The 11776-nt window shown below is 58.8% G+C and carries 14 protein-coding genes; 9 read left to right on the forward strand and 5 right to left on the reverse strand.

Annotated elements, in window-relative coordinates; all coding sequences use genetic code 11:
• Nucleotides 1–852 precede the first annotated feature (852 nt).
• Entirely contained in the window at nt 853–1824 is a 972-nt protein-coding gene (locus KGB25_RS29905; RefSeq protein WP_008031383.1) for a L,D-transpeptidase family protein, read from the forward strand.
• A 123-nt stretch (nt 1825–1947) separates the two neighbouring features.
• Here the strand turns inward: KGB25_RS29905 and oprI are convergent, their stop codons facing one another.
• Nucleotides 1948–2199: an outer membrane lipoprotei OprI gene (gene oprI / locus KGB25_RS29910; protein WP_003172710.1), complete on the reverse strand. Its 252-nt coding sequence runs from the start codon at nt 2197–2199 to the stop codon at nt 1948–1950.
• Between the two features lie 644 nt (nt 2200–2843).
• Between oprI and KGB25_RS29915 the strand changes: the two genes are divergently transcribed.
• The gene (locus tag KGB25_RS29915) at nt 2844–3131 is read left to right on the forward strand and encodes a GNAT family N-acetyltransferase (RefSeq protein WP_008031384.1); all 288 of its coding nucleotides are present in this window, start codon (nt 2844–2846) and stop codon (nt 3129–3131) included.
• 60 nt (nt 3132–3191) lie between these two features.
• On the opposite strand, the gene KGB25_RS29920 is transcribed toward KGB25_RS29915, so the two are convergent.
• Both KGB25_RS29920 and KGB25_RS29925 read right to left on the reverse strand, forming a co-directional pair.
• Entirely contained in the window at nt 3192–4268 is a 1077-nt protein-coding gene (locus tag KGB25_RS29920; RefSeq protein WP_008031386.1) for a 3-deoxy-7-phosphoheptulonate synthase, read from the reverse strand.
• Nucleotides 4269–4430: 162 nt separating this feature from the next.
• Nucleotides 4431–4874 (reverse strand): PilZ domain-containing protein, encoded by a 444-nt coding sequence (locus tag KGB25_RS29925; protein WP_008031388.1) that lies wholly within the window; start codon nt 4872–4874, stop codon nt 4431–4433.
• Here KGB25_RS29925 and KGB25_RS29930 point away from each other — a divergent pair.
• The 5 genes from KGB25_RS29930 to cysB all read left to right on the forward strand — a co-directional run bounded on the left by KGB25_RS29930 (nt 4873) and on the right by cysB (nt 8829).
• Nucleotides 4873–5259, forward strand: a complete 387-nt coding sequence (locus KGB25_RS29930) for a thioredoxin family protein (protein WP_207286360.1) — start codon at nt 4873–4875, stop codon at nt 5257–5259. The genes KGB25_RS29925 and KGB25_RS29930 overlap by 2 nt on opposite strands.
• Nucleotides 5256–6212 carry a putative 2-dehydropantoate 2-reductase gene (locus KGB25_RS29935; RefSeq protein WP_223437942.1) on the forward strand — a complete coding sequence of 319 codons (957 nt, stop codon included), beginning with the start codon at nt 5256–5258 and terminating at the stop codon, nt 6210–6212. The genes KGB25_RS29930 and KGB25_RS29935 overlap by 4 nt, the downstream gene beginning before the upstream one ends.
• Nucleotides 6213–6237: 25 nt before the next feature.
• Entirely contained in the window at nt 6238–7143 is a 906-nt protein-coding gene (locus KGB25_RS29940) for a 5'-nucleotidase (RefSeq protein ID WP_008031392.1), read from the forward strand.
• Nucleotides 7144–7237: 94 nt separating this feature from the next.
• Nucleotides 7238–7741 carry a universal stress protein gene (locus tag KGB25_RS29945; protein WP_008031396.1) on the forward strand — a complete coding sequence of 168 codons (504 nt, stop codon included), beginning with the start codon at nt 7238–7240 and terminating at the stop codon, nt 7739–7741.
• 113 nt (nt 7742–7854) lie between these two features.
• Nucleotides 7855–8829 carry an HTH-type transcriptional regulator CysB gene (gene cysB, locus KGB25_RS29950; protein WP_008031398.1) on the forward strand — a complete coding sequence of 325 codons (975 nt, stop codon included), beginning with the start codon at nt 7855–7857 and terminating at the stop codon, nt 8827–8829.
• 7 nt (nt 8830–8836) lie between these two features.
• Here the strand turns inward: cysB and KGB25_RS29955 are convergent, their stop codons facing one another.
• Both KGB25_RS29955 and KGB25_RS29960 read right to left on the reverse strand, forming a co-directional pair.
• Nucleotides 8837–9319 carry a GreA/GreB family elongation factor gene (locus KGB25_RS29955; RefSeq protein WP_008031400.1) on the reverse strand — a complete coding sequence of 161 codons (483 nt, stop codon included), beginning with the start codon at nt 9317–9319 and terminating at the stop codon, nt 8837–8839.
• A gap of 2 nt (nt 9320–9321) precedes the next feature.
• Nucleotides 9322–9732: a hypothetical protein gene (locus tag KGB25_RS29960; protein WP_008040529.1), complete on the reverse strand. Its 411-nt coding sequence runs from the start codon at nt 9730–9732 to the stop codon at nt 9322–9324.
• Nucleotides 9733–9863: 131 nt separating this feature from the next.
• On the opposite strand from KGB25_RS29960, the gene earP reads away from it, so the two are divergent.
• Complete coding sequence (gene earP, locus KGB25_RS29965; protein ID WP_223437944.1) at nt 9864–11021, forward strand: elongation factor P maturation arginine rhamnosyltransferase EarP; 1158 nt, start codon at nt 9864–9866, stop codon at nt 11019–11021.
• A gap of 48 nt (nt 11022–11069) precedes the next feature.
• On the forward strand, nt 11070–11639 hold the full coding sequence (locus tag KGB25_RS29970; protein WP_007943632.1) for an elongation factor P: 570 nt from the start codon (nt 11070–11072) through the stop codon (nt 11637–11639).
• Nucleotides 11640–11776: the final 137 nt, after the last annotated feature.

The following is an 11776-nucleotide window of genomic DNA, read 5'->3' on the forward strand; positions in this document are numbered from 1 at the left end:
CATGGCCGGGGGCGGCTAACCCGGCATCCATGCCGGGTTGCCCACTGCGCAGAACCTCCACTCGGCCTCTCGAGGGGGCGACTACCGCCACAGCCGCCGAGGCGGCCTGAAAGCCGACCTGGCTCTTCAGTTGTCCGTGTTCGCCTTCTCAGCTGCGTTCACTCATTCCGGACATGTACACCAAACCCCTGTAGGAGCCGGCTTGCTGGCGATGGCGTCTGCCCTGCCAATACATACGTTGACTGATCCACCGCTATCGCCAGCAAGCCGGCTCCTACAATGGATTGGGTTCGCACGATTCAAAATTGTAGGAGCCAGCTTGCTGGCGATGGACGTCAACGATAACGCTGGCTGTCTGAATGAACGCGTTGCCCCGACGTTTTTCGCCGGCAAGCCGGCTCCTACAGGGAATCGCGTTTGCTTTCGCTTTTCACCACTCATCAGGCCGAGCGTTAGCTCGCCTTCCGCTTTTGATCTTGAGGTACACGCCCCCTCGAGAGGCCGAGTGGAGGTTCTGCGCAGTGGGCAACCCGGCATGGATGCCGGGTTAGCCGCCCCCGGCCATGGATGGCCGATGGCGGCGGGCCCACGGAGCAGGGCCGGAGCGAGGGCATGCCGAGCCTAGGCGAGGCACCGAATGAAAGGGGCAAGAGCCCTTGGTTACTTGGGGCTTTTCCAAGTGACCCGCTGTAAAAGCGGAACCATTAGCGGCCGTTACCGCAGAAACGGATATGCCCCCTGAAAAAATACCGCAGCCAATTCACGCTCTATCGGTGTCACTCCCCGAATACCAGAGCGCCAGTGTACAATTGCGTTCTTAAACCCCAGTCGATTATGCGAAGGATTTTCCGGATGTTGCCGCGCTTTCCTGCCGTCACCCGCTGCCTGACTCTTGCCGCCCTTTGTGTGGCTGGCCCCGTAGCAGCATTGGAGCTACCCCTGCCACCGCCCGGTGAAGACATCATCGGCCAGGTGCAAGTGATCAAGGCCAAGTACGAAGACACCTTCGCCGACCTTGGCACCACCTACGATCTGGGCTACTCGGAAATGGTCGCGGCCAACCCTGGCGTCGATCCATGGTTGCCGGGTGCCGGCACCGAGATCGTGCTGCCGACGCGCTTCATCCTGCCGCCAGGCCCACGTGAAGGCATCGTCATCAACCTGGCTGAATACCGCCTCTACTACTTCCCGAAAGGCCGGAACGTGGTCTACACCTTCCCGCTGGGTATCGGTCGTGAAGGCTGGGGTTCGCCGATTGCCCACACCAGCATCGTTGCGAAGACGCCGAACCCGACCTGGACGCCTCCAGCGTCGATCAAGGCCGAGCACGCCGCTGACGGCGATCCGCTGCCGAACGTCGTGCCGGCCGGCCCGGACAACCCGCTGGGCCCGTTCAAGTTCACCCTGGGCACGCCGGGCTACCTGATCCACGGTTCGAACAAGAAGTTCGGCATCGGCATGCGCACCAGCCACGGCTGCTTCCGCATGTTCAACAACAACGTGCTGCAAATGGCAGGCATGGTGCCGGTCGGCACGTCAGTGCGCATTCTCAACGACCCGTACAAGTTCGGTGTAAGTGGCGGCAAGGTGTATCTGGAAGCGCACACGCCGCTGGACGACAAGGGCAACCCGTCGGTCGTCGACAAGCACACGGCTGTGATCAACGCGATGCTCAAGCGCGAAGACATCACCAACAACCTGCGCATGAACTGGGATGTGGTGCGTGATGTGGTTGCCGCTGAAGATGGCCTGCCGGTGGAAATCGCCGTGCCGAATACTTCTGCGCCGATGGTGACGAGTGCACCGATCGATCCGTTGCAGTAAGGCTTGAACAGAACCCGCCGGCGCTGAGAGCGTCGGCGGGTTTTTTATTGCCTGGACAAACGCCGGGCAATAAAAAAGCCGACCCAAAAAATGGGTCGGCTTGATAACAACCCCGAAGGATTATTACTTGCGGCTAGCTTTTTCCAGCATGCGCAGAGCACGCTCGTTAGCTTCGTCAGCAGTCTGTTGTGCTTTTTGAGCAGCAGCCAGAGCTTCATCAGCTTTACGGTAAGCTTCGTCTGCACGAGCCTGGGAGCGAGCAGCTGCGTCTTCAGTAGCGGTCAGACGTGCTTCGGTTTCTTTCGATACGCTGCTGCAACCGGTAGCCAGAACTGCGGCCAGAGCCAGAGCAGAGAATTTCAGAACGTTGTTCATCGTGTTCCCCTTCAAGGACTTTCAATTAAATTAGCTGTCTCCTCAGAGTGAGGAAATAGCCGGCGTACATACTACCCATTACTTGTCGTAAGTAAACTGACGTAAAGCAAGAAGCAAAAAAAATTGTAGGCGTTGATTCTTTTTCGAGCAACTTTTACTTGCGATTGATTAAAAAATATCCAGCTGCAAGGCCCGAGCTGAGCGAGTTGGCACGAAAAAGTTCCCGGAGGCAGGACTGTTTTTCCCATCTTGGCTAAAGTCTGTCTAGATGGATTCGTCTACACTTTTGTTCGGAATTTGCGCGGCACCTCTCAAACTCTTTCGCCTAGTTGAGGTGACTTAATAGAGGGACGCTCGTCTTAAGTCTCAACATCCGGCAATGTTCAGGCTATCGACCCGCAGAGCGCTTCGGTCGAGCCGTCCCTGCGTAACCCGGAGCAGCACCCGCCCAACCCCGCGTGATGACGAGCGCACCTTGAGCATTTCTGCCAATGGTGCCTACTATTTGATACGTGCTCGGTTGCGCGAGATCGGTGCAGCTCTTCTCGGTGTCCATTCAGGCACGGGGGTGGCGTAGATGTTCCTTCGCCGGAAAAACATCGGTAAGGTAGGGGTCAGAATTCAAGACCCGCAGAGGAGTTGTGATGAGCGAGGCGTTGTCCATCAACCATGACCAGGCAGGTCATCAGTTCGAGACCAATGTGGACGGTCATCGTGCCTACCTGACCTATATGGATCTGGGGAAACAGACTCTGGATATCTATCGCACCTTCGTGCCCAATGCATTGCGTGGTCGCGGCATTGCGGCAGCCTTGACCGAGAAGGCGCTGGAGTACGCCGAGGAAATGGGCTACACCGTGATTCCATCGTGTTCCTACGTGGAGCGCTACATGGAGCGCCACCAGCGGCATGCGGCCAAGCTGAGCCAGTAAAACGAACGCATAAAAAAACGCCGGGTTAAGCCCGGCGTTTTTGTGTGCGCTGAACAGTGATCAGGTGCGATCACGTTTAGGCAGCACATCCTTGAGCTTGGCGTGCATGCTGCGCAAGGTGTTTTCGGTGGCGGACCAGTCGATGCAGGCATCGGTGATCGACACGCCGTATTGCAGGTCGGCGAGGTCTTTCGGGATCGCCTGGCAGCCCCAGTTCAGATGACTTTCGACCATCAGGCCGATGATCGACCGGTTGCCTTCGAGGATCTGGTTGGCGACGTTCTCCATCACCAGCGGTTGCAGGGCCGGGTCCTTGTTGGAGTTGGCGTGGCTGCAATCGACCATGATGTTCGGCTTGATCTTCGCTTTGTTCAGCGCTTGTTCGCACAGTGCGACGCTGACCGAATCGTAGTTCGGCTTGCCGTTGCCGCCGCGCAGCACCACGTGACCGTAGGCATTGCCCTTGGTGGTAACGATCGACACGCCACCTTCCTGGTTGATCCCCAGGAAACGATGCGGACTGGAAACCGATTGCAGGGCGTTGATCGCTACGGTCAGGCCGCCGTCGGTGCCGTTCTTGAAGCCGACCGCCGAGGACAGGCCGGAGGCCATCTCACGGTGGGTCTGGGATTCGGTGGTGCGCGCGCCGATGGCCGACCAGCTGATCAGGTCCTGCAAATATTGCGGAGAGATCGGGTCAAGGGCTTCGGTTGCGGTCGGCAGGCCCATTTCGGCCAGGTCCAGCAGCAACTGACGACCAATGTGCAGACCGTCCTGAATCTTGAAGGAGTCGTCCAGGTACGGGTCGTTGATCAAGCCTTTCCAGCCGACAGTGGTGCGTGGCTTCTCGAAATACACGCGCATGACCAGATACAGCGTATCGGACACTTCCGCAGCCAGCACTTTCAGGCGCTCGGCGTATTCGTGGGCAGCCTTGATGTCGTGGATCGAGCACGGCCCGATGACGACAAACAGGCGGTGGTCGGTGCCATCAAGAATGTTGCGAATGACTTCGCGACCCTTGGTGACGGTGCGCAGGGCAGCGTCGCTCAGAGGGATATCACGCTTGAGCTGGTCAGGAGTGATCAGCGTCTCGTTGGAGGCGACGTTTAGGTCGTTGATCGGTAAATCAGCCATCGTTTACTCGTCAGGTCACGGGTGCCGGCCGCCAGCGAACCCGCGCGGCGGAGCACAGCAAATTAAGCGCGTCGGGGAGCGGAACCTTAGCGCGTTACACCGTGGCTCGACAATGGGCAGACAGCGGTTTAAGGGCCATTCGCAACGAATTGATGACGTCCCTTAATCCAGCACCGCCTGCGCAAATGCCTTGCGAACCGTGTCGTGGGAGAACTCGTCGGCGTGCTGCTGGACCCATTCGAGGGCCAGCGCCTGGGTTTCCTGCAGGTCGTCGTGGGCGTCATGCAAGCGACAGTAACGCTCGATCTGACACACCTGTTCGCCCATTCGGGCACTGAACATCATCTGCTCGTCAACAAAGGCAATGCCTACCAGGTAGCCGCGCTTGCGTCGCAAGCACCAGGCCACGTAGCCCAGAAAACGCATATCGGGGTTCAAGGTCGGCATGCGGACTTCCAGCGCGGTACCGTGACGCCAGGCGCGGTGGTAATTGCAAGCCATGCCCCCGAGGCTGATAGTGTGCAGCTGTTGCCGTGAAATACACTCAGGTTTTAGCAACGTTAATTCGACGGGTACATCGTCAGGATGAGGAATAAAACGTCCCATGAGCACGGACTCCATGTGTCGGCCATCTGACATTGTTTCCCCCAGTATAGTGGTCGAATTGGCACTGACCGATTTCGACGCCGACCAACGGTTGCTGGCGATGAGCGGCGTTTCGCTGGTTGTTTTTACCAGCGTCGGCTGCGCCAGTTGCCGTTTTGCCCGAGAGCAATTGCCCAGGCTCGATCTGGATGTCGATCGCTTGTGCTGGATCGATGCCGGGGACAACGGCGGGGTGGTCGAGCGTTATCAGGTCTTTCATTTGCCGGCGCTGTTTGTGGTGCGCGACGGTGAGTTCTTCGGGGCACTAAGATCACGCCTGACCGCTACGGAGCTGAATGAAGCCGTAGGTCAGGCGTTGACGAGAACAGCAGAGGAGTTGCCATGACGGCTGCAGTTGCCAAACCGACCATCGGTGTTATCGGAACCGGTGCGATTGGCGGGTTTTACGGGGTCATGCTGGCGCGTGCCGGCTTCGATGTGCACTTTCTGCTGCGCAGCGAGTTTTCGGCGGTGGCCGAGCACGGACTTCACGTCGACAGTGCACCGCACGGCGCGCTGACGTTGAATCCGGTTCAGGCCTATTCGTCGGCCGAAGACATGCCGCCCTGCGACTGGTTGCTGGTGGGCGCCAAGACCACCAGCAATGCCGGTCTGGCGCCGGCGATCATTCAAGCCGCAGCGCCGAATGCCAAGGTACTGCTGCTGCAAAACGGCCTGGACGTCGAAGACAGTCTGCGGTCATTGCTTCCCGATACGCTGCACCTGCTCGGCGGGCTTTGTCTGATCTGCGTGCATCGCACCGGCCCGGGCGCGATCACCCATCAGGCCCTCGGCGCGGTGAACGTCGGCTACCACAGTGGCCCCGCTGGCGATGAGCCGGCGCGCATGGCGATCGTCGAGGAGGGCGCCGGGTTGTTCCGCAGCGCCGGCATCGATTCCCAGGCCATGGCGAACCTGCAACAGGCGCGTTGGCAAAAACTGGTCTGGAATATTCCTTACAACGGCCTCTCGGTTCTGCTCGGTGCGGGCACCACAGCGTTGATGGCCGACGCCGACAGCCGCGAACTGATCAAGGCCTTGATGGCCGAAGTGGTCCGGGGCGCGAAGGCCTGCGGTCACGACATGCCGGCCGGTTATGCCGATTATCTGTTCATGATGACCGAGAAAATGCCGGACTACTGGCCGAGCATGCACCACGACTTTTTGCACAAGCGACCGCTGGAACTGGCGGCCATTTACGCCCGGCCACTGGCGGTGGCCAAGGCTGCCGGGTGCGAGTTGCCACGAATCGACGCGTTGTATCGCAGTTTGAGTTTTATCGATCGACGCAACACCTGAGTCGATCAACCCGAGGGGGAAGGGCATGGCAAAGACGATTGACGACAAACTGGTACTGGCGATTTCCTCGCGTGCGCTGTTCGACCTGAGCGAAAGCCACAAGGTTTATCTGTCGAGCGGCGTCGAGGCTTATCGGCAATATCAGATCGAACACGAAGACGAAATCCTCGAGCCCGGCGACGCATTCCCTCTCGTTGAAAAACTCCTGAACCTCAACGCCAGCCTCGGCCGCGCCAGGGTCGAGGTGATCCTGGTGTCGCGCAACAGTGCCGACACCGGGCTGCGGGTGTTCAACTCGATTCACCATTACGGGCTGGCGATTTCGCGCGCGGCATTTGTCGGCGGGCGCAGTCCCTATCCGTACCTCAAGGCGTTTGGCTGCGACCTGTTCCTCTCGACCCATGCCGAAGACGTGCGCAGTGCGCTGGATGCCGGGTTCGCGGCGGCGACCATTCTGTCGGGCGGCGCCAGCCGTGCGGCCAGCGATGAATTGCGGATTGCCTTCGACGGTGACGCCGTGCTGTTTTCCGACGAGTCGGAGCGGGTTTATCAGGCGGGCGGCCTTGAAGCGTTCCAGGCCAGCGAGCGCGAAAGCGCCCGCGAGCCCTTGCGCGGTGGGCCGTTCAAGGGCTTTCTCGCGGCGCTCAATCTGTTGCAGCGCGAGTTCCCGGAGGACGACTGTCCGATCCGTACCGCGCTGGTCACCGCGCGTTCCGCACCGGCCCATGAACGGGTGATTCGGACCCTGCGCGAGTGGGATATTCGTCTGGACGAATCGCTGTTTCTGGGTGGCCTGACCAAATCCGCTTTCCTTGAAGCCTTTGCCGCTGACGTGTTTTTCGACGATCAGGCCGGCCATTGCGAGTTGGCTCGCGAGGTGGTCGCTACCGGCCATGTGCCGCATGGCATAAGCAATGAGCAAAAGGTTTAAGCCCGCCGTTCAACGCGTTACGCGGGACGTCGCACTCGCCAAGGCACTGCTAAGCTGAATCAATCTCCGCCATGTTGGCACTCGAGGAGGTCATATGATTCGTTCGATGCTCTATGCCACTGACCTCGGCCTGTACGCCCCTTTGGTGATGCAGCATGCCCTGGAGCTGGCTCGAACATTCAATGCCGACCTGTATGTGGTGCACGCGGTTGAACCCATGGGGCTGTTTGCCGAATCGGTGCTTCAGAGTTACCTCGATGAGCAGGCGCTGAACGAGTTTCACAGTCAGGGCCTGAACACCGTGATCGCCAATATCGAGCAGCGCGTGCTCGACAGTTTTCGTGAAGAACTGGGGGATGAAGGGGAGCAGGATCTGGAGCGGATACAAGCGGTGCGGGTGCTTCAGGGTGATCCGTCGCAGGTGATTCTCGAACAGGCGCAGAAACTCTCCGTGGATTTGTTGATCGTAGGTAGTCATAGCCATGGTGCTGGCGCGGAAACGCCTTTGGGGCGGACCGCAGCGCGGGTGTTGCAGTTGGCTCGGGTCCCGGTCTATCTGGTGCCGCTGGTGGAACGCCGTCGCCAAGGGGACCGCTAGTCCACGAATAGTGGCAGTTTGATAAAAAAGTTCTAGATTTATTCTTCAAACCATTAATATAGTTATATACCGTCGCTGATGCCCGTGGCGTCTACCTGCTTTGAGGGATTCATATGAAGCTTCAACAATTGCGCTACATCTGGGAAGTGGCGCACCACGACCTCAACGTTTCCGCTACAGCCCAAAGCCTTTACACCTCGCAACCGGGCATCAGCAAGCAGATCCGTCTGCTGGAAGACGAATTGGGCGTCGAGGTTTTTGCTCGCAGCGGCAAGCACCTGACCCGCGTCACCCCGGCCGGCGAGCGCATCATCACCACCGCCGGCGAGATCCTGCGCAAGGTTGAAAGCATTAAGCAGATCGCCCAGGAATTCTCCAACGAGAAGAAAGGCACCCTGTCGATCGCCACCACGCACACCCAGGCGCGTTATGCGTTGCCGCCGGTGATCAGCAATTTCATCAAGCAATACCCGGACGTTGCGCTGCATATGCACCAGGGTTCGCCGATGCAGATCGCCGAAATGGCCGCTGACGGCACCGTCGATTTCGCCATCGCGACTGAAGCGCTGGAGCTGTTCGGTGATCTGGTGATGATGCCGTGCTACCGCTGGAACCGCTGCGTGGTCGTGCCTCAGGGCCACCCGTTGACCAAGCTGTCGAAGCTGACTCTCGAAGCGCTGGCCGAATACCCGATCGTGACTTACGTGTTCGGTTTCACCGGCCGTTCGAAACTCGACGAAGCCTTCAGCCATCGCGGCCTGACGCCGAAAGTGGTGTTCACCGCCGCCGACGCCGACGTGATCAAGACTTACGTTCGCTTGGGATTGGGCGTGGGCATCGTGGCGAAAATGGCGGTCGATACCAAGCTCGATAATGACCTGGTGGTGCTCGATGCCAGCGAATTGTTCGAATCCAGCATCACCAAAATCGGTTTCCGTCGCGGCACCTTCCTGCGTGGTTTCATGTGCGACTTCATCGAGAAGTTCGCCCCGCACCTGACCCGCGAAGTCATGGCCAAAGCCATTCAGTGCCACAACAAGCAGGAACTGGAAGAGCTGTTCGACGGCGTCGAACTGCCGGTTCATTGATCTCCCGCTAAACCACCTCGGTAACAGAAAACTGTTGCCGAGCACCCGCCACCAGAATTTCCACCTCGTCCCCCTCGAACTTGCCCAGCAGGCTTTTGCCCAGCGGCGAGCGAGGGGTGATGACGGTAATCCACTGCCCCACCAAGTCGACCTTCAAGCCCGCCGCGTCGGGCGCCAGGAACAGCCATTGCTCACGTCCCTTTTCGTCTTCGAGACCGAGCAGGGCGCCGACTTCGATGCCGCGCTGATCGTCATAAGGCCGCAGCGTCAGGTTCTGGCACAGCGTCAGTGACTGCCTGATTTCCTCCACGCGCTTTGCCTGCCCGGCTGCCAGATATGACGCCTCCAGGCCCAGGGTGTCGTACTTGTTTTCGGCGATGTTTTCTTCGTGGGTCGCCGTTTCGTAAGCGGTTTGCGCGGCACGCTCGGCGATGTCGAGATCGATCCGCAGCTTGTCGATAATCAGTTGGTGGACGGTTTGCTTATTCATGATCAATCGCAGAATTGCAGGACATTGGCGCGGCTTTTTTCGCTTGGCGCGGTGCGGTCCTGTTGCAGCCAGAACTGGCAATTGGGGTTCGACAGATTGCGGTTGCTGCTGCGCGCCTGATCCAGCCGTTGTGCCTGTTCGTTCTTGCGCAGGTTCTCTTCGTATTGCTGGAACATCGGGCTCTGCGGCGGAATGTCCGGCACCGGTTGCACCACTACCGGCGGCTTGGCCAATTGCTCCACCGCTTGTGCGACGGGCGCCAGTTGCTCGCTGAACAACAGGCGCGAGGCGAGCCAGCAGGTCAGTGCGATCGCGAGGAAACCCAGCCACAATCCGAGGGCGATACTGCCCGTCAGTTGCAGGGCATTAAGCTGGATCGGCAAGCGGCGGCGCGGATTGGGACGGTAGGGCATGACTGCCTCCTGGCGGGTGGTCGCGGGCGAGTGGCGAGTGGCGATTGTCGCATGAAGATTAATCGCCGTCGGCTCTTCTGCACGGGGTAATTTATGCGGACAATCGGCGCCTTTGCCAACGGGAGCCTGGAATGCCTGAAATGCCTCAAATGAAAAACCGCAGGCGCTGGGATATTTTTTGCACCGTGGTCGATAACTTTGGCGACATCGGTGTGACCTGGCGCCTGGCCCGCCAATTGGTGGCCGAACATGCGATGGACGTGCGTTTGTGGGTCGATGATTTGCGGGCCTTCGAGCGTTTGTGCCCAGCCATTGATCTCAATCTTCCACAGCAGTGGCAGGAGGGGGTCGAGGTGCATCAGTGGACGGCCGACTGGCACCCGACTGACGCGGCTGATGTGGTGATCGCCGCGTTCGCCTGCCAGTTGCCGAGTGCTTACATGGAGGCCATGGCGGCGCGGGAGAAACCGCCGCTGTGGTTGAACCTCGACTACCTGAGCGCAGAGGATTGGGTCGTCGGCTGCCACGGCTTGCCGTCGGTGAAGTACAAAAACGTGCAGAAATTCTTTTTCTTTCCGGGGTTCCAAAAAGGCACCGGTGGCTTGCTGCGTGAAAGCGGATTGCTGGAACGGCGTCGGCAGTTTCAGCAAGACCCCGAGGCTCAGCGCGCATTCCTGCAAGGTTTAGGGATTGATCGGGCGCAAGGCGCGCAGTTGATTTCGCTGTTCGCCTACGAAAATGCCGGCCTGGCCAGTTGGCTGGATGTCCTGGCCGCAGATTCCGTGCCCACGCATCTGCTGGTGCCCGAAGGGCGGATTCTCGGTGATGTCGAGCGTTGGCTCGGTGTCGAGGGTTTGGCGGCTGGCGCGGTGCATGTGCGCGAGTCATTGACCGTGCAAGTGCTGCCGTTCGTCCGACAGGATCAATACGATCACCTGCTTTGGTGCTGCGATTTCAACGCCGTGCGCGGCGAAGATTCGTTTGTCCGCGCGCAATGGGCAGGGCGGCCGCTGCTCTGGCACATCTATCGGCAGGACGAAGACATTCACCTGGACAAGCTCGAAGCCTTCCTCACGCTCTACACAAAAGGCCTGTCTGCGCCTGCCCGCGAGGCGATCAGCGGTCTTTGGCGAGAGTGGAATGCCGGGCATGATATGTCCGACCATTGGGCTACGACCCGTAAACACTGGCCAGAACTGCAAAAACACGCCGAAGCGTGGTGTCTGGAACAGGCTTTGCAGGCTGATCTTGCCGCAGCGCTGGTACAGTTTTACCTAAATTGGATATGATACGCGGCCTAGATTTTTGTAAATCCCATCCAAATTCGGATATTCGCAATGAAAACTGGTAAAGAACTGAAACCCGGTACCGTGATCCGTCTCGAAAACGATCCATGGTTGGTTCAGAAAGCTGAATTCACCAAATCCGGTCGTAACAGCGCGATCATGAAGACCAAGCTGAAAAACCTGCTGACCGGTTACAAGACCGAGATCGTTTACAGCGCTGACGACAAACTGGACGACGTAATCCTCGACCGCAAAGAAGCGACCCTGTCCTTCATCAGCGGCGACACCTACACGTTCATGGACACCACCGACTACACCATGTACGAACTGAACGCTGAAGACATCGAAGCCGTTCTGCCTTTCGTTGAAGAAGGCATGACCGATGTTTGCGAAGCGATCTTCTTCGAAGAGCGTCTGGTTTCCGTAGAACTGCCGACCACTATCGTGCGTCAGGTTGACTACACCGAAGGTTCCGCTCGCGGCGACACTTCCGGCAAGGTAATGAAGCCTGCCAAACTGAAGAACGGTACCGAGCTGTCGGTTGCTGACTTCATCGAAATCGGCGACATGATCGAGATCGATACCCGCGAAGGCGGTTCCTACAAAGGCCGTGCTAAATAAGCACTGCTTCAGGAATGAAAAAGCCCGACCATTGAGTCGGGCTTTTTTGTGCCTGCCAGAAACACGCTGACTGGAACATGACGCGGACCTTGTAGGAGCCGGCTTGCCGGCGATGGCGATCTTGAGGACGCTATCGC

It is taken from the genome of Pseudomonas sp. BF-RE-21 (assembly GCF_019947305.1).
In the GTDB taxonomy this organism is placed as follows: domain Bacteria; phylum Pseudomonadota; class Gammaproteobacteria; order Pseudomonadales; family Pseudomonadaceae; genus Aquipseudomonas; species Aquipseudomonas migulae.